The 17,559-nt window shown below is 59.0% G+C and carries 18 protein-coding genes; 9 read left to right on the forward strand and 9 right to left on the reverse strand.

Translation table 11 applies throughout. The annotated features are described in order from the left end of the window. Positions 1-6: 6 nt before the first annotated feature. Positions 7-1,059 (forward strand): FAD-binding oxidoreductase, encoded by a 1,053-nt coding sequence (locus E4P00_RS24860; RefSeq protein WP_248133241.1) that lies wholly within the window; start codon positions 7-9, stop codon positions 1,057-1,059. A gap of 14 nt (positions 1,060-1,073) precedes the next feature. Here the strand turns inward: E4P00_RS24860 and E4P00_RS24865 are convergent, their stop codons facing one another. Together E4P00_RS24865 and E4P00_RS24870 are read right to left on the reverse strand one after the other, a co-directional pair. Next, positions 1,074-1,871, reverse strand: coding sequence for a DNA polymerase III subunit beta (locus E4P00_RS24865; RefSeq protein ID WP_078821254.1), 798 nt, complete (start codon positions 1,869-1,871; stop codon positions 1,074-1,076). Further along, positions 1,868-2,116: an AAA family ATPase gene (locus tag E4P00_RS24870; protein WP_032880889.1), complete on the reverse strand. Its 249-nt coding sequence runs from the start codon at positions 2,114-2,116 to the stop codon at positions 1,868-1,870. Before E4P00_RS24870 ends, E4P00_RS24865 begins: the two co-directional genes overlap by 4 nt. A 188-nt stretch (positions 2,117-2,304) precedes the next feature. On the opposite strand from E4P00_RS24870, the gene E4P00_RS24875 reads away from it, so the two are divergent. Together E4P00_RS24875 and E4P00_RS24880 are read left to right on the forward strand one after the other, a co-directional pair. Further along, positions 2,305-2,730 carry a DUF2231 domain-containing protein gene (locus E4P00_RS24875; protein ID WP_005787957.1) on the forward strand — a complete coding sequence of 142 codons (426 nt, stop codon included), beginning with the start codon at positions 2,305-2,307 and terminating at the stop codon, positions 2,728-2,730. After that, positions 2,727-4,019, forward strand: a complete 1,293-nt coding sequence (locus tag E4P00_RS24880; RefSeq protein WP_032880887.1) for a sorbosone dehydrogenase family protein — start codon at positions 2,727-2,729, stop codon at positions 4,017-4,019. The genes E4P00_RS24875 and E4P00_RS24880 overlap by 4 nt, the downstream gene beginning before the upstream one ends. A gap of 30 nt (positions 4,020-4,049) precedes the next feature. Here E4P00_RS24880 and E4P00_RS24885 read toward each other — a convergent pair whose 3' ends face one another. Next, entirely contained in the window at positions 4,050-4,964 is a 915-nt protein-coding gene (locus E4P00_RS24885; RefSeq protein WP_248133242.1) for a LysR substrate-binding domain-containing protein, read from the reverse strand. A gap of 92 nt (positions 4,965-5,056) precedes the next feature. Between E4P00_RS24885 and E4P00_RS24890 the strand changes: the two genes are divergently transcribed. Together E4P00_RS24890 and E4P00_RS24895 are read left to right on the forward strand one after the other, a co-directional pair. Next, a complete protein-coding gene (locus tag E4P00_RS24890; protein WP_248133243.1) occupies positions 5,057-6,040 on the forward strand; it encodes a DMT family transporter in 984 nt (327 codons plus the stop codon). Continuing rightward, the gene (locus E4P00_RS24895) at positions 6,037-6,897 is read left to right on the forward strand and encodes an alpha/beta hydrolase (RefSeq protein ID WP_248133244.1); all 861 of its coding nucleotides are present in this window, start codon (positions 6,037-6,039) and stop codon (positions 6,895-6,897) included. The genes E4P00_RS24890 and E4P00_RS24895 overlap by 4 nt, the downstream gene beginning before the upstream one ends. Here the strand turns inward: E4P00_RS24895 and E4P00_RS24900 are convergent. After that, positions 6,884-8,287 (reverse strand): MFS transporter, encoded by a 1,404-nt coding sequence (locus tag E4P00_RS24900; RefSeq protein ID WP_248133245.1) that lies wholly within the window; start codon positions 8,285-8,287, stop codon positions 6,884-6,886. The genes E4P00_RS24895 and E4P00_RS24900 overlap by 14 nt on opposite strands. 144 nt (positions 8,288-8,431) lie before the next feature. After that, entirely contained in the window at positions 8,432-8,962 is a 531-nt protein-coding gene (locus tag E4P00_RS24905; protein ID WP_248133246.1) for a GNAT family N-acetyltransferase, read from the reverse strand. 380 nt (positions 8,963-9,342) lie between these two features. Between E4P00_RS24905 and proP the strand changes: the two genes are divergently transcribed. Both proP and E4P00_RS24915 read left to right on the forward strand, forming a co-directional pair. After that, positions 9,343-10,845 carry a glycine betaine/L-proline transporter ProP gene (gene proP / locus E4P00_RS24910; protein ID WP_005787944.1) on the forward strand — a complete coding sequence of 501 codons (1,503 nt, stop codon included), beginning with the start codon at positions 9,343-9,345 and terminating at the stop codon, positions 10,843-10,845. Positions 10,846-10,897: 52 nt separating this feature from the next. Continuing rightward, the gene (locus E4P00_RS24915) at positions 10,898-11,398 is read left to right on the forward strand and encodes a GAF domain-containing protein (protein ID WP_032880879.1); all 501 of its coding nucleotides are present in this window, start codon (positions 10,898-10,900) and stop codon (positions 11,396-11,398) included. 174 nt (positions 11,399-11,572) lie between these two features. Here the strand turns inward: E4P00_RS24915 and E4P00_RS24920 are convergent, their stop codons facing one another. The 3 genes from E4P00_RS24920 to E4P00_RS24930 all read right to left on the reverse strand — a co-directional run bounded on the left by E4P00_RS24920 (position 11,573) and on the right by E4P00_RS24930 (position 13,790). Further along, positions 11,573-11,803, reverse strand: coding sequence for a hypothetical protein (locus E4P00_RS24920; RefSeq protein WP_248133247.1), 231 nt, complete (start codon positions 11,801-11,803; stop codon positions 11,573-11,575). Positions 11,804-12,235: 432 nt separating this feature from the next. Further along, a complete protein-coding gene (locus E4P00_RS24925; protein WP_078821243.1) occupies positions 12,236-12,628 on the reverse strand; it encodes a hypothetical protein in 393 nt (130 codons plus the stop codon). A gap of 214 nt (positions 12,629-12,842) precedes the next feature. Continuing rightward, the gene (locus E4P00_RS24930) at positions 12,843-13,790 is read right to left on the reverse strand and encodes an AraC family transcriptional regulator (RefSeq protein WP_078821242.1); all 948 of its coding nucleotides are present in this window, start codon (positions 13,788-13,790) and stop codon (positions 12,843-12,845) included. Between the two features lie 169 nt (positions 13,791-13,959). Here E4P00_RS24930 and E4P00_RS24935 point away from each other — a divergent pair, with 169 nt between their 5' ends. After that, the gene (locus E4P00_RS24935) at positions 13,960-15,147 is read left to right on the forward strand and encodes an MFS transporter (RefSeq protein ID WP_148853942.1); all 1,188 of its coding nucleotides are present in this window, start codon (positions 13,960-13,962) and stop codon (positions 15,145-15,147) included. On the opposite strand, the gene E4P00_RS24940 is transcribed toward E4P00_RS24935, so the two are convergent. Then, positions 15,140-15,961, reverse strand: coding sequence for a helix-turn-helix transcriptional regulator (locus E4P00_RS24940; protein WP_032880875.1), 822 nt, complete (start codon positions 15,959-15,961; stop codon positions 15,140-15,142). The two genes, E4P00_RS24935 and E4P00_RS24940, sit on opposite strands and share 8 nt — an antisense overlap. 96 nt (positions 15,962-16,057) lie before the next feature. Between E4P00_RS24940 and E4P00_RS24945 the strand changes: the two genes are divergently transcribed. Next, a complete protein-coding gene (locus E4P00_RS24945; RefSeq protein WP_078821240.1) occupies positions 16,058-17,269 on the forward strand; it encodes an MFS transporter in 1,212 nt (403 codons plus the stop codon). Positions 17,270-17,559: the final 290 nt, after the last annotated feature.

Here is a 17,559-nt window from a genome sequence, read left to right on the forward strand (position 1 = left end):
GCGGACATGAATCAGGGCAAGCGCATTGTGGTCATTGGCGCCGGTATCGTCGGGGCTTCACTGGCCTATCACCTGGCCGGCAAGGGTGCGAAGGTGACGGTGGTCGATGCCGGTGACGTTGCTTGCGGGGTCACGGCTACTTCGTTTGCCTGGATAAACACTACCTGCGACGCACCCGACCCCATCGCCTCATTGCGCAGTGCTGCGATTGACGCGTATCACCGCCTGGAACATGAGTTGCCCGACGTGAAGATACGCTGGACGGGCGCCCTGTGTTACGGCCCAAACATTCAACCCAGGGCGAACTCACGGATCACTCGTGAGCGTATCCAGGCACTTGAGCCGCAGTTGAAAAACCCGCCTGAATTCGCTCAATTCAAAGCCGAAGAAGGCGCACTGGACGCTGTACAAACCACCCATGCGTTAATAGCCGCCGCCCAGGCCCTCGGTGCCAGGCTGCTGACACACAACCCAGTGCTGGGCTTCAGCAGGCAGGGTTCGCAGGTCACCGGCGTTGAAACCAGCCGGGGCGTCATCCATGCCGACAGGGTGGTGCTCGCAGCCGGAACGGGCACGGCAGCACTGACAAGCCTGCTGGGTTTGCCCTTGCCGATAGACGCCTCGCCAGCGATTTTCATCCGCTACAGCGCCCCGCCCGGGATTGTGCACACGCTCATTTCCAACCCTGAAATGGAAGTACGCGAAAGTGCAGAGGGTATTTGGCTGGCAGCCGAAGACTACCTTGGCAACGCCCCGGAACATCAGCCCGCCGCCATCGCCCGCCGCACCGCCCTGGCCATTGCCGGTGAGCTTGAGGGCGTCACTTCCATCCAGCCACAACTGGCGTGCGTCGGGCTCAGGCCCATCCCCGTGGATGGCCTGCCGATCATTGGCGAGTTGCCGAGTGCCAACGGTGTGTATGTCTGCGTGATGCATCCAGGCGTGACACTTGCGGCCATCGTGGGGCAGTTGGTCAGTGAAGAGATCATGGAGAGCATAACGTCCCCTGCCCTGGCGCCTTGCCGACCCGAGCGCTTTTTCAATCCTGAAAAGAGTTAGACGATTGCGGGCGCTCACGCATTCGATTGATTCCTGTCTCCAGCCGCTGAAACCATCCAACTTAAAAATGCGCGCAATCGCGTGCTGAACGTCTCGCACTCGGCGCTTGGGTTGCGTGCTTCAAACAGGAAATAGGCAATGTGTACGCGCATCGAGGGGTAATGCTCAACGAATAGCGCGACGTATTCTTCCAGCGTATGCGGCCACATCCGTGCTTCTTTCGGGCGCAGGGTATGGGTGGCGCGGATCAAGGCCCGCGAAGCTTCCCGCTGCAAGCGATGGCGTATGTGTTCAGTGCTGGCCTGTTCGATGCGCACCAGGTAGCCGGTGAGCGCCTGCTCGAAATCACCATTGACCGCCAAGGCGATAGCCCGGGACGGGCGAAACGCTTCGAAGTGCTGTGACAGGTCTTCGCCCCAGACACAACGGCAATGATGTTTGAGCCAGAAGCCCCAACTGTTTCGGTTTTCATGTGCCAAGACTTGAGCACGATGACCGATGTCGAAATCGATCTTGGTGACTTGCCGATGCCGTTGCTCCAAGGCGATTCGAGCCGCCTCCAATTGCTCAAGCACGGGCGCATCCGGTGGTTCGATAAGTATCAGCGTGAGATCCAAGTCGCAAATCCCGACCTCGGCCTGGCCCCGTGCGACGCTGCCATACAGGTAAATCCCGTGCAGCCCCAACGCGGGCTGGGACAGGGTGGCGCAGATATCCACCAGCACGGGCTTGAATTCGGGTTGTATAGGCGCATCGGCGACGGTGAGGATAAAGCCGTCGGCATCGATACCCGCAGGTTGTTGGGTGCTCATGGCCGATGCACCTTGATCACCAGCCCTTCTTCTTCACTCGGCACGCAGAAGTGGCGAGTGATCAGGTCGAACTCGGCGTCGGTCGCGGCAAAGTCATGCTCACCCCGGGCGTTACGCTCATGCAGGCGGGCGCGGCAGCAGTGGTCTTCGCTGAGCACAATGGCCGCGTGCTCGGCAGCCAGGGTTTTGGCGAGCGTGGACTTGCCGGAGGCGATCTTGCCGCACAACAGATGCAGGGTTGGCATAAAACGTTTCCTTGTTGGGGCCAAGCAGGATGAGTCATGGAGCTGGCGTCGTAAACACATCCAGGTACATCTGCCAGGAAACATCTCCACCTCTCAATGAACTTTCTGACAAATGACAGGTTCCTTTCCTATGCGAAGTCAGCGCGCCCTGAGTCCAGGGTGCAGAACGATAAGGAGCCGCCACCGACATGACTACCCTACCCACCTACCCCGTCGTCAGACCTGGCCCGCTGCATGGGACCTTACTGGCCGGCACCGTGCCGTTGTTTCTCGGCGCCTTGCTCAGTGATATCGCCTACGGCCAGAGTTACCAGATCCAATGGGCCAACTTCGCCTCCTGGCTGATCGCCGGGGCGCTGGTCTTCTGTGGTTTTGCCCTGTTGTTTGCGCTGGTCAACCTGGTGCGTGCCGAACACAAGGGCGGGCGCCCCGTGGCGTATTTCCTGCTGTTGCTGGCTACTTGGGTACTCGGGCTGATCAATGCCTTCCAACACGCCAAGGACGCGTACGCCATGATGCCCACCGGCCTGGTGCTGTCGGCGATTGTCACCGCCCTGGCGATCATCGCCACCTGGATCGGCTTGACCAACCTGCGCTCAGGAGCTGCCCGATGAAACCACTCAACACATTGACCGTGCTCAGTGCTGCCCTGTTGCTGAGTGCCTGTGGCGGCGAAGGTGACAAGACCCAGGCCCGCGGCCCCGATCCCAAGCTGCCCGAACAACAAAGCAGCCTGCTGCCGAGCATGAAGATCGCCGAGCCCACGCCTTGGGGCGAACAAAAGCCCAAGGTGCCCGAAGGCTACAGCGTGACCGCCATCGCCACCGACCTGGCAATCCCCCGCCAAACTCTGGTGTTGCCCAACGGCGACATCCTCGTAGCCGAAGGCCGTGGCGGCAGTGCGGCCAAGCTCAAGCCCAAGGACGTGATTGCCAGCGTGATCAAGGCGCAGGGCAACACCAAGGTCAAAGGCGGCAACCGCATTACCCTGCTGCGCGATGCCGACGGCGACGGCACCTATGAACTCAAGACCGTGTTCGCCGACAACCTCAACGCCCCCTATGGCCTGGCATACGCCGACGGCAAACTCTATGTGGCCAACCAGGACGCGCTGGTGCGTTTCGATTACGCCGACGGCCAGACCAAGGCCAGTGCGCCACCGGTCAAAGTCACCGACCTGCCGGCGCAGATCAATCACCACTGGACCAAGTCCTTGGCGGTCAGTGATGACGGGCGCCAGCTGTATGTGGGCATCGGCTCCAACAGCAACATCACCGAACGCGGCATGGAAGTGGAGATTGACCGCGCCATGGTCTGGCAGATCGACGCGGCCACTGGCGCGCACAAACCCTACGCTACCGGGCTACGCAACCCCACGGCACTGACCATCCAACCGGGCTCCGGGCAACTGTGGACGGTGGTCAACGAACGCGATGAACTCGGCCCCGACCTGGTGCCGGACTACCTGACGTCAGTGCGCGAAGGTGCCTTCTACGGTTGGCCCTACAGCTACTGGGGCCAGAACGTCGACCCACGCGCACAACCGCAGAACCCAGCCAAAGTAGCCTCGGCGATCAAGCCCGATTACAGCCTGGGTTCCCATGTGGCCGCGCTGGGGGTGGACTTTTCCATCCCGGCCATGGGTGAAAAATTCGCCGAGGGTGTGTTCGTCGGCGAGCACGGCAGTTGGAACCGCGACGCGCCGGTGGGCTACAAGGTGATCTTTGTGCCGTTCAGCAATGGCAAGCCGGCGGGCGAGCCCATCGACTTCGCCACCGGCTTTCGTGGTGACGACGGCAAGACCCGTGGGCGCCCGGTGGGCGTGACGGTGGACCCCAAAGGTGCGTTGATCATTGCCGACGACCTGGCCAATACCCTTTGGCGCGTCACCCGTAATAAATAACCGGGTGTGACAGGGGCGGCGACGCCCCTGTCAGTCGTCCTTGTGCAATTGCGCTTCAAGCCAGGCCAGCAACGCAGCCACCTCCCCCCGACTGCTTGCCCCATGCTGCCTGTACACCGAAATAGCCTCCGGCAGAAACACGCTTTCAGCACAGGGGCGCACCAGTGCCCCACTGTCAATCAGCCTGCTGGCGGTGCGACGCCAGCCCATCGCAACACCGTGCCCTTCCACCGCCGCCTGCAACATCAGCGGGTAGCTGTCGAAGGTGGCACTGCGCGCATCTTTGGCCAACACCCGCCCGAACACCTGCAGCCACTCATCCCACTCCATCAAGTGCGGAGGCTCAGAGCTATGGTGCAAAAAGGTGCAAGGCTGTAACTCACCGAGCGCGAGCGGTAACGGCTGCTGCGGGCACAGGTAGGCGGGACTGCACACCGGAAACACTTCATCAGAAGCGGTAAACATCAGCGTATGGGCACCACTGGCGCGCCGGGTACTTTGCAGGGCTACATCGAAGTGGCCCTCGAATTGCGTGATGGGCCGCGTACAGGTCACCACCTGGATCTCGACCTGCGGGTATTGCTGGTGGAAGGTCGACAGGCGCGGCATCAACCAATAAAACGCCTCGCACAACTGGCACAACAGCACCACCCGATTGCGTTGCGGCGCCGTGCGCAGCTGAGTCGCGCCATCACTGATGCTTTGCAACGCGGCACTGACCACCCGCCCCAATTCACGCCCCTCTTGCGTCAGGAACACCGCACGGTTGCGCCGACTAAAGAGTTTCACCCCCAGGTTATCTTCCAGCCCGCGAATCTGCCGGCTGACAGCCGCCTGGGTGATGTGCAGCTCATCGGCCGCCTTGGAAAAACTTTCCAGGCGCGCAGCGGCTTCAAACGGCAACAGGCTGGCGAGGGGCGGTAAGGTTTTGCCAAGTAGATTCATAATCTGAGGTAATGCATCAAGGGCCGAGAACTCGTTTGTAGCACAGCCGCGCGGCTGGGCACCATGGATCCATTACTTCATGGATCAGCCTGATGAGCACTCCCCAAGCTTCAGTCTTTACCGGCGTGATATGCGCGATGGTTGCCACCCTTGGCTGGGCACTGAACTTCATTGCGCCTTACGTCACCGGGGCCTACAGCCTCTACGATCTGATGGCTGTGCGCTTTCTGATAGCCGGCGGGCTGGGCATCGTCTGGATGATTGTGTGTCGAGCGCAACTGCGGATGCTCAGCCATGGCCAGTGCCTGCTCGCGGCACTGCTGGGCGCACTGGGTTGCCTGGGCTACGGCGTTTGCATTGCAGGCGGCGTGATCGTCGGTGGCCCGGTGCTGACGCCAGCGTTTGTCGGGATGGTCCCGGTGCTGCTGGCGCTGATAGGCAACGCCAGCGATAAAACCCTGCAGTGGCGTCAACTGGTTATGCCGTTGCTCTGTCTCTCGGTGGGGCTGTTGCTGGTCAATATCAGCAGTCTGCACCAGCCCTCTTCGGGCAGCGGCTCGTGGTTGGCCGGTCTGTTTTTTTCTTTGGGCGCCGTCGCCTTATGGATGGCGTTCAGCGTGATCAACCAACAGCAACTGGCGCACCTGCCGGCCAAGGTGACAGGTGTGTGGACCGCCCTGATGCTAGTGGGGGCCGGTGCCGCTGCGCTGATCATCCTCCCGTGGCTATACGTGTTGGGCGTGTTGCGGTTGCCCACCCTTGGCGCTGGCTGGAGCCAGGCATGGCCGCTGTATGCCTGGAGCCTGGTGATCGCCGTGATGTCCACCGTCGTCGGCGCGTGGGCCTGGAACGCCGCGACGCGGCGCCTGCCCATGGTATTGAGCGGCCAGTTGATTGCCCTCGAATCACTGTTCGCCAGCCTGCTGGGCTTGTGGTTTCACCAGCGCTGGCCAACGCCCATGGAAACAGCGGGCCTGGCCGCGGTATTGATCGGCGTAGTAATGGCAGTTCGTATCATCCTGGCGGACGTAAAGACCGTCACAACCCACGATGCTTTAGGGGAGATTCAATCATGACCCACGCAAGTGATGCCTTGGCACTGCGCGAAACTTTCGACTTTCACGGGCAGGCGGTGCGCTGGGGCCAACTCGGCACTCAGGGCCCGGCCTTGGTGATGGTGCATGGCACGCCTTTCTCTGCTCATGTGTGGCGACGCATCGCGCCATTGTTCGCCCAGCACTGTCGAGTGTTCTATTACGACCTGCTCGGCTACGGCCAGTCGCAAAAGGCGCCGGGGCAGGACGTCTCCCTCGGCGTGCAAAACACCTTGCTGGCCGCACTGCTTGAACATTGGGGCCTGGAACGTCCTCATCTACTCGCCCATGATTTCGGCGGTGCCACGGCACTGCGCGCGCATCTGCTGGATGGCTGCAACTACGCCAGCCTCACCCTGATCGATCCCGTTGCCCTGGCACCCTGGGGTTCGCCGCTGATTCAGCATGTGCGTCAACATGAACGGGCCTTCAGCGATGCGCCGGCATACATCCATGAAGCGATCGTGCGTGCCTATCTTCAGGGCGCCGCTTTCAAGTCGCTGCCTGCCGAGGCATTGCAAGCTTATGTCACGCCATGGACGGGCGAGATTGGCCAGGCCGCCTTTTACCGACAGATCGTGCAAATGGATCAGCGTTATACCGATGCGATAGAAGATCAACTCGCCAGCGTCCGTTGCCCGGTGCTGTTGCTGTGGGGTGAAGAGGACCGGTGGATCCCGCTGGCGCAAGGCGATGCACTCGCTGGCAGATTGGCCGGGGCACGCTACCTGCGTATCCCCCACGCCGGGCATCTGGTGCAAGAAGATGCACCAGATGCCATCGTTGCCGCGCTGATGGCGTTTCTACGGTTGCCTGAAGCGGCCCCTAAAGATCAGTAATTTCCTTGTGACGGGGCACCAATGCCTTCATCACGCTCCAGGCCACCAGGTAAGCCAGGGCGCAGATGGCAAACATGATCATGTAGCCGGTGTGGATGTCGTTGACAGACTTGTAGTAGTCGAACACCCAACCGCCGATCTTGGTCATGACCACACCGCCCAGGCCCCCGGCCATGCCACCAATGCCGACAACCGAGGCCACGGTTTTCTGCGGGAACATATCGGACACGGTGGTGAAGATATTGCACGACCACGCCTGGTGCGCCGAGGCCCCCACGCCAATCAGCAACACCGGTACCCAGAAGCTCAGGTAACCCAGAGGCTGTGCCAGCAACACCACCAGCGGGAACAGCGCAATCACCAGCATGGCTTTCATACGCCCGTCATAGGGTGCATCGCCGCGCGCCATGAAGTAGCTCGGGAACCAGCCGCCACCGATGCTGCCGACCATGGTCATGCTGTACAGCACTGCCAGCGGCATGACGATATCGGCGCCTTTCATGCCGTACTGCGCCGACAGGTAGGTGGGCAACCAGAACAGGAAAAACCACCACACACCGTCAGTCATGAACTTGCCAAAGGCGAACGCCCACGTCTGGCGGTAAGTCAGCAGTTTGAACCAGGAGACTTTCTTTGCGTTGGCGCCCGTAGGCTCAGGAGTGAAAGGCTGTACGGTCTGATCGCTGCGGATGTAGGCCAGTTCTTCAGCGGACAGTCGTTTTTGCTGTTCCGGTTTTTCGTACACGGCGGCCCAGACTGCCACCCACACAAAGCCCAACATGCCAATGACCATAAACGCCGCTTCCCAGCCCCACCAGCCTGCGATCAACGGCACGCAGATCGGCGCCAGGATCGCGCCGACGTTGGCACCGGAGTTGAAGATGCCAGTGGCCAGTGAGCGTTCCTTCTTGGGAAAATATTCAGCGGTGGCCTTGATCGCGATAGGGAAATTACCCGCTTCGCCGATCGCCAACACGGCACGTGACAGCATGAACCCGGCAATCGACACCGGAATCACCGCCAGGCCGACAGCGCTGCTGACCGCCGCAATGCCCTCGCCCATCGGCACCGAAAACGCATGCATGATCGCCCCAGTAGACCAGATGCCGATCGCCACCACATACGCGGCCTTGGTACCGATCTTGTCGACAAACCGCCCGGCAAACAGCATGGCAATCGCGTAGACGAACTGGAACACCGCGGCGATGTTGGCGTAATCGGTGTTGCTCCAGCCAAATTGTGTCGAGAGTTGCGGCGCCAACAGGCTCAGCACCTGACGGTCGAGGTAGTTGACCGTGGTCGCGAAAAACAGCATCGCGCAGATCGTCCAGCGATAGCTGCCGACCGCCTGGCCGACACGATAGGCACTGATGGGCTCGTTCAGATTCATGGCATCACTTTTTTATTTTTGTTAGGTAGGACACATGTAACGTCATATGTCGTCGTACAACTATGGCTTTTATATCGGGACGCCTGCGCAGTGTCAATCTGAACAAGCGCCGTTTATCGAGGAATTACGTACGTATGAAAAATGTCAGGCGCCAGCGGTTGTAGGATGACAAACCCGCAAAACCAGGCTGGGTGCCTGGCCAGGTACGTCGTCCAGCAGGCCGAAGGGCTGCATGCCAATCTTCTCCAGTACGCGCATCGACGCGGCATGATCGGGTCGTACCAGGCCGAAAACCTCGGGCAAACCCAAGGTCACAAAAGCCAGCTCCAACGCATCACGGCCCACCTCGGTGGCGTAGCCCTGCCCCCAGGCTTCGACGGCAAAGCGATAACCGAGGTTGATGCGTCGTTGGGTCAGATAGTTAAGCGGTGCAATGCCACCAAACCCGATGATGTGTTCGGGCGCTTCTTTACGGGCAATCGCCCACCAGCCGTAACCGTGAGTGGCCCATTGCTCCATCCAGTGAGCCAACAAGCGTTGAGCCGTCGCAAGATCGGGCATGGGCCCGGCCGGGTTGAACAGATTGGTCTGCGGATCACCGAAGATCGCAAACAACCGCTGGACATCGGCCAGTCGTGGTTGGCGGTAGATGAGGCGTGAATGGCGGTTTGGCATACAAATGACGTCTCCATTTGCGGCATGAGCCTGCGAGCGGAGTTTAGCCAATATCGCTATCGTCGCCGCAGTCAGTTAAGCGAACGAAATGCTCAAAGCAGCGACGACCCAATGTGGGAGAGGTCCTGCCCCGATAGCCGTGAATCAGTTAATAAATAGGCGTCTGGCGCACCGCTATCGGGGGCAAGCCCCCTCCCACATTTAAATTTGGTTGAGGCGTGGATTTGCACGCCGCCGCGAGGGCACTCACACGACATTTTCGCTAATGCGAGAAAAAACACCCGATGCGGTGAATTTTTTCGTGTCCACTTGTATCTGAACTGACAGAGCGGTGCCATCGTAGCGATGGCACCTCCCCGTTCAGCTTTAGAGTGGCCCGCATGAAACTACGGAAAAAACGCGTCAAACCCATCGGCTTGAAAGACATCACCATTGTCGACGACAACAAGATGCGCAAGGCGATCACCGCCGCCGCCCTTGGCAATGCCATGGAATGGTTCGACTTCGGCGTGTATGGCTTTGTCGCCTATGTGCTGGGCAAGGTGTTCTTCCCCGATGCGTCCCCCAGCGTACAAATGATCGCCGCATTGGGTACCTTCTCGGTGCCCTTCCTGATTCGCCCACTGGGCGGTCTGTTCTTCGGTGCCTTGGGAGATAAGTACGGACGGCAAAAAGTCCTCGCTGCCACCATCGTGATCATGTCCCTGAGCACCTTCGCCATCGGCTTGATCCCCGGCTATGCCTCCATTGGCATCTGGGCGCCAATCCTGCTGCTGCTGTGCAAAATGGCCCAGGGCTTCTCGGTAGGCGGCGAATACACCGGTGCGTCAATCTTCGTGGCCGAATACGCCCCGGACCGCAAGCGCGGCTTCCTCGGCAGTTGGCTGGACTTTGGCTCCATTGCCGGTTTCGTCCTCGGCGCGGGTGTGGTGGTACTGATCTCCACCGTGCTCGGCGAAGCGGAATTCGAATCCTGGGGCTGGCGCCTGCCGTTCTTCCTTGCCCTGCCCCTGGGCATCATCGGCCTGTACCTGCGCCACGCACTGGAAGAGACCCCAGCGTTCCAGCAGCACGTCGACAAGCTTGAACAGGGCGACCGCGAAGGCCTGAGCCATGGCCCTAAAGTCTCGTTCAAGGAAATCGCCACCAAACACTGGCGCAGCCTGTTGACCTGCATCGGTATTGTCGCGGCCACCAACGTGACCTACTACATGTTGCTCACGTACATGCCCAGCTACCTTTCGCATAACCTGCACTACGCCGAAAACAGCGGCGTGTTGATCATCATCGCGATCATGGTCGGCATGTTGTTCGTGCAGCCATTCATTGGCTTTGTCAGCGACAAGATCGGCCGCAAGCCGTTCATCATCGCCGGCAGCATCGGCCTGCTGTTTCTGTCGATCCCGGCGTTCATGCTGATCACCAGCGGCAAGACCGGCTTGATCTTCAGCGGCCTGCTGATCCTGGCGATCGTGCTGAACTTCTTTATCGGCGTGATGGCCTCGACCTTGCCAGCAATGTTTCCAACGCACTTGCGCTACAGCGCCCTGGCCAGTGCGTTCAACGTCTCGGTGCTGATCGCCGGCGTCACGCCAACCGTCGTCGCCTGGCTGGTGGAGAGCACCAACGACCTGTACATGCCCGCCTACTACCTGATGGTGTTTGCCGTGGTTGGCCTGGTCACCGGCCTGACCATGAAAGAAACCGCCAACAAGCCACTGCGCGGCGCGGCCCCGGCGGCTTCCGACATGGAAGAAGCCAAAGAACTGCTGCAGGAGCATCACGACAACATCGAGCAGAAGATCGAAGACATCGACGCCGAGATTGCCGCGCTGCAAGCCAAGCGTGAAAACCTGGTGCAGCAGCATCCACGGATTAACTAAGACCTGACTGTGCGTGGTCGCGCCAAGCGACCACGCCACTGGAGTGCCCAGCATGGTTTCAAGCGTCACCGCACAATCGTTACTCAGCGCAGACGAACGCGCCGCTATCGCAGAAATCGAAGCGACTACCAATATCCTCAAGCTGGTCACGCGCCTGACCGGGATGAGATTTGCCGGCATTGCCAAATTCACCGATCTGGAATGGGTGGTGTGTTCGGCCTACGACCCTCTGCAAATGGGCATCAATGTCGACGACGTACTCGATCTGGAAACCACCCTGTGCAGTGAGTTCTGCATCGACCCTCAAGCCCTGTTCATCCCGCAGATCAGCCATAACGGCCGCTTTGCCTCGCGCCCGGTGGTCAAGCAATACGCCATCGAAAGCTATGCCGGTGCACCGATCTTTCTGCCCGATGGGCGCCTGTTCGGCGCGCTGTGTGCGCTGGACTCACGGGCAATGCTGTTCGATGACCCCAACCTGCCTGAAACCCTGAGCCTGTTTGCGCGGCTGATCGGCTGCATTTTCTACGCTAACCTGGCCCCGGATCAGTAACCCCCGCCCTGCCCCGCAGGGCGACCATGTCGCGCCTCGTTCAAACGCAGCGATTTCGGTTATTGCAACTGGATCCCCGAATTCAGTTGCCGGGCATTATTCGTGCAAGGGTAGGATGCTTGCCCTCTGTTTGAACCCTAATAAAAAAGCGGCGACAACTGTCGTTCAAACGCATTAACCAACACCCTCAACTGCACAATCATCGCCCAATCTAAAGTGCACCTCAACACTGTCCCCCGGCACGTAAGGGATATCGTCCAATAAAACAGTAGTTTCACCAATATTTTTTATTGAAACGAGAACAACAGCCGTCTCTAAATTAGCATTAGGAGGTTGCACACTCAGCACGCCTGCCAACCTTAGGGTAGTGCCCCAACGGGTCTCCTTGTGCAGCGCTTTAAGCATATAAATATCTTGCCCCCGGACTGATAGTTCAAAATAATATCGTCAGGTTCGATCAACGTAAATTCCAGGCTCACAGGTTTCATGATCAACACTCCCACACTTAGACATTAATGAATAACAAGAACAAACAATGATTCAACCTCAATTAAAATAATTGGTATTAATGTGTTTGTCGACTGTCAATCTCGGCAGTTCTTCAGACGAATTCGCGACAATAACGACTGAAGCTCATAACTCTCAAATGATTCCAGCTAGAAAAACTCGCTCTTGAGCGTGCCGAAAAAGCTTTCCATGGCGGCATTGTCCAAACAATGACCCTTCGATGCTCTTTTCGGCCAGCATGTGTCGGTAGATCAGCCCTCACCGCAATCGACCGGCACTACTTAGCCAGCCGAACCAATAATGCCCGCCTTGGCTCACAAATAACTACACCTAATACTCTTTTACATTATTGACAAATGTATAATCGCTATAGAATTCAGAAGAAAATTCCAATTCATAACTCATCCCTGGCGCCACCTTTACTAGTCTTCCGTTCGGAGCCAGATTATGTAATATCCAAATAGGCTGACTGCCCGAATTTTTAGCGGAAACCTTTACATCGTAGGGTATATCGTCATCCATTACATCATCGTCACCGGAATCTATAACAACCGGTATCGCCTCTAACGTACTGCCATAGGGCACAAAGGCATTATATTGCACTTTCGACGGGTCCAAATAGTCAAACGTCGTTAACGTTGTGATAACGCCACCACCTTCGTTAAGTTCCAATGTAAAAGTACCGGGCGTTTCCAGCTTAAGACTCAAAAATACATCACTCATCTCTATCACTCCTGATCATGATTTAAATAAAGTCCAAAAAAATCGATCAGGCATTAGCTCAGCATCGATATGAGAAATGTACGTTTTTTCATCTGCCTGCCTACTGTCAACATTAACAGCTACTTAGAGGCGTTACTAATAACCGTTAGCAGAAATAGCTATATATGCCCTGTAAAAAACTCGGCAGGTTCGACTTCCCCAACCTGTCCAGCCCCTACGCCTGTTTGCATGACTGATGTTCTGTATTTTCCGCGCTGACTTGAGCCATGCTTCTGCCTCGCAGCGTGGCCATATCGCGCTTGGGCGGCACCCCAAACAGCCGGCTGTACTCACGGCTGAATTGAGACGGGCTCTCATACCCAACTTTGAACGCGGCACTGGAGACATCCTGGTGCTCGTTCAACATCAATCGTCGCGCTTCATTCAAACGCAGCCATTTCTGGTACTGCAGCGGGCTCATCGCAGTCAGTTGCCGGAAGTGATGGTGGAAGGTCGCCGCGCTCATTTGCACCCGCGCAGCCAGTTCTTCCACACGCAGGGCGGCATCGAAATTCAACTTCAGCCAGTCGATGGCCTTGGCAATCCGATAACCCTGCCCGTCCACCGAACAGATCTGGCGCAGGCGGCCGGCCTGGTCGCTTTTCAATAACCGGTAATGAATCTCGCGCTGGATCAACGGCGCGAGTACCGGGATTGCTTCGGGTTCATCCAGCAACGCCACCAGGCGCGCGAATGCGGTCAGCATGCCGTCGGTGACCGTGCCGATCCCCACGCCTTTCATGACTGCACGCTCACGGGCCGGCGGCAAACCACCCTGGGCGATCAGCTCGGCCAACACGCGCAAGTCCAGTTTGAACGTCAGCCCCAGGCAAGGTTGCTCGGGGCTGGCGACCAGCACCTCCGAGTTGGCCGGAATGTCCAGCGATGTCACCAGGAACCGGGAAGTGTCGTAGGGGTAGCCCTCGCCGCCGACCCATAGCTGCTTCTCGCCTTGGGCCACCAGCACGATGCACGGCTCAACCATGCACACCACTGGCGCAGCGGGTTGCTCACGCCGATAAAACCCCAGCCCGGGAATCGGCATGGGGTAATCGCCGGGCGACGGGGTGCGCGACTCGATGGAGTGCGCGAGGGTTTGCAGGGACGCAGGGTGGATGCTCATAACGGACTCTTTTGCCTCTTTGCGCAACTTTACTCCCGCACGCCTCGCGAGTCCCAGGTATACCGCGAGACTCAGAGGATCAGGCAAGTAATCTGGCGAATCGAACTATGGAACCTGGGGTTTGATCCGGAAAATGCGCAGGCCATTGACGCATTAACGGGTTTACGCCATGTCTGATACACCTACCAAAAGCAGTTGGGGCGCAGTGCTGGCGATGTCGCTCGCCGCGTTCGCCCTGGTCGCCTCCGAATTCATGCCCGTCAGCCTGCTGACACCGTTGGCCGCCGACCTGCACATCACCGAAGGCCAGGCTGGCCAGGGCATTTCCGTATCCGGGGTGTTTGCCCTGCTCACCAGCCTGGTGATCGCCTCGATCGCTACGCGGGTGGACCGCAAGCGCCTGTTGATGGCGTTGACGCTGCTGATGATTATCTCCGGCACCGTGGTAGCGTTCGCGCCCAATTACCTGGTGTTTATGCTCGGCCGAGCCTTGATTGGCGTGGCGATTGGTGGCTTCTGGTCATTGTCGGCGGCCACGGCGATGCGCCTGGTGCCGCAAGCGCAGATACCGCGGGCCCTTGCCATCGTCAACGGCGGCAACGCGCTGGCAACGGTGATCGCCGCGCCGCTGGGCAGCTTTCTCGGCGGGATCATCGGCTGGCGCGGTGCGTTCTTCTGCGTGGTGCCGGTCGCGGTGGTTGCACTGGTATGGCTGCTCGCCAGCCTGCCCGCGCTGAAAAACCAGGGTGAGGCGAAAACCGCCAATGCGTTGCGCCTGATGAAAAACCCCAAGGTGGCCTTGGGCATGTTCGCCGTCAGCGTGTTCTTCATGGGCCAGTTCATGTTGTTCACCTACCTGCGCCCGTTTCTGGAAAGCGTCACGCGGGTTGAGGTGTCTACGCTGTCGTTGATGCTGTTGGTGCTTGGCCTGGCAGGCCTGGCCGGTACGTTTTTGATTGAACGTTTCCTCAAGCACAACCTGTACCCGACACTGATTGCCATCCCGCTGATCATGGCAGGCCTCGCACTTGCGCTGGTGGAATGGGGCCATTCAACGATCATAACCACGCTATTGCTCGGCAGTTGGGGCCTGGTGGCAACCGCCGCACCTGTGGGCTGGTGGACGTGGCTGGCGCAAACCCTGCCCGATGACGCCGAAGCCGGCGGCGGATTGATGGTGGCTATCATCCAATTGGCGATTGCTGCCGGCGCCACCGTCGGCGGCGTGGCGTTCGACCTGAGCGGCTACCAGGCCACCTTTGAACTCAGTGCCGGCTTGCTGGTAGTCGCCACCCTGCTCGCCTGCCTGACGTCACGCCGTGCTGTGCAAGCTCGTGTTATCAGCGGTGCTACCTGAAAAAATGACTCGGCGTCTTGCCAAACTGTTTCTTGAACATGCTGGTAAAGGCGCTGGGGCTTTCGTAACCCAGTTCAAATGCCACATCGATAATCTTCTGCCCTACCGCAATGCGCTCCAGCGCCAGCAGCAGCCGTGCCTGCTGGCGCCATTGGCCGAAGGTCATGCCGGTTTCCTTGCGAAACAGGCGCTGAATGGTGGTTTGATCCAGCCCCAGGCGCGCGCTCCAATCGGCGACGGTGGAGGCATCCCCCGGTTCGTCCTGCAACGCCAGGCAAATCTGGCTGAGGCGCGGGTCGGCAGGCTGCGGCAGGGACAACGGCAAGTCCGGTAGGATCGCCAGTTCGTCGAGGATCAGGTGCATGATCCTGGTATCGCGTGAGTCCTCGGCATACGGCGGCTTCAGGCTCACCGAGGCCTTGATCAGCTCACTCAACAGCGGCGAAACCGTCACCGTCTTCGGCTCGGCTGGCAGGTTCGGGAAGCTGTCCGGGCGCACGAACACGCTGCGCATCTTCAACGTGCCCACGCATCGCAGCGAATGGACTTGCCCGCACGGCATCCAGAAGCCACGGTTGGGTGGCACCGTCCATTGATTCAGCGCCGAATACACCACCATCACCCCGCCAATGGCATAGAGCAGTTGATGCTTGTTGTGGCTGTGTTCCGGGATCACCCAGTTTTCCGGATAATCGGTGGCCGAGCTGATGACGGCCCAATCGCCTTCATCGATCTCTTGGAGAAATTTGTCTAGGGATTTGATTGTTTCGCCCTTTTTGCGATGGTTTATGCCCGAATTTCGCGAGACAGGCATTTTCTTCGAATTTAGCATAGCTTTCGAAACAATTAGAAATGGCTGCCAGCTAAAGTACTGTCTGCCCCTGTTCGCTGCCTTGTATGGAATGCCCGCATGTCGAGCCTCACCGCGACACCCGCCGCTGCCACCACGACACCCCAGGTAAGCCCTCTGGTCATGCGCGTCCTCGGCGCCTGCGCCCTGGCGCATATGATCAATGACCTGATCCAGGCCGTACTGCCGTCGATCTACCCGATGCTCAAGGCCAACTACGGCCTGAGCTTCACCCAGGTCGGCCTGATCACCCTGACCTTCCAGTTGACTGCCTCCCTGCTGCAACCGTGGATCGGCTATCACACCGACCGCCACCCCAAGCCCTGGCTGTTGCCGGCGGGCATGGTGTGCACCTTGATCGGTATTTTGATGCTGGCGTTTGTCGGCAACTTCCCGGCGATTCTGCTCGCGGCGGGGCTGGTGGGTGTCGGCTCGTCGACCTTCCACCCGGAAACCTCGCGGGTCGCACGCCTGGCGTCCGGTGGGCGCTATGGCCTGGCGCAGTCGACCTTCCAGGTCGGCGGCAACACCGGCAGCGCGTTCGGCCCTTTGCTGGCGGCAGCGATCATCATTCCCTACGGCCAGACCCATATCGCCTGGTTCGGCCTGTTTGCGGTGTTCGCGATCCTGGTGCTGTATGGCTTGAGCCGCTGGTACCGTCACCATCTCAATCTGTTCAAGCTCAAGCAGGGCAGCCAGGCGACCCATGGCTTGTCCAAAGGCCGCGTGACTTTCGCCCTGGTGGTTCTGGCCGTGCTGGTGTTCTCCAAGTATTGGTACATGACCAGCCTGACCAGCTACTTCACCTTCTACCTGATTGAAAAATTCCAGCTGTCGGTGGCCAGCTCCCAGATGTACCTGTTCCTGTTCCTTGGCGCGGTGGCGGTCGGCACCTTCGCCGGGGGCCCGATCGGCGACAAGATCGGCCGCAAGAAAGTCATCTGGTTCTCGATCCTCGGCGCCGCGCCGTTCACCCTCGCCCTGCCCTACGTCGACCTGTTCTGGACCGCCGTACTCAGCGTGGTCATCGGTTTCATCATCGCCTCGGCGTTCTCGGCCATTGTGGTGTTTGCCCAGGAACTGGTGCCGGGCAACGTGGGCATGATCGCTGGGATATTCTTCGGCCTGATGTTCGGTTTCAGCGGGATTGGCGCGGCGTTGCTGGGGTTGCTTGCCGATAACCACGGGATCGAATACGTCTACAAACTGTGCTCGTTCTTGCCGTTGGTGGGCATCTTGACGGTACTGCTGCCTTCGACCAAAGGCGTTTGAACGAAGGCAGGTGAGTATTTACCTGATCAAACTGTGGGAGGGACTTGCGCCCGGTAAGCATAGGTATCTTCACAACTTTGGTGCGACGCCGAAACTGTGGGAGGGGGCTTGCTCCCGATGGCGGCCTCAGGGCCGATCAGGATGCTGGGTCAGACTGAGTACATATCCGTTATTTGGGTAACGGCCACTATTGGTCCCGCTCTTACAGCGGCTCACTTTTGAAAAGCGCAAAATTAAGCAAAACGCTCTTGCCCCACCACTCGGCACCTCGCTTAGGCTCGGTGTGCCCG

Source organism: Pseudomonas sp. B329, assembly GCF_023127835.1.
Lineage (GTDB): Bacteria > Pseudomonadota > Gammaproteobacteria > Pseudomonadales > Pseudomonadaceae > Aquipseudomonas > Aquipseudomonas synxantha_A.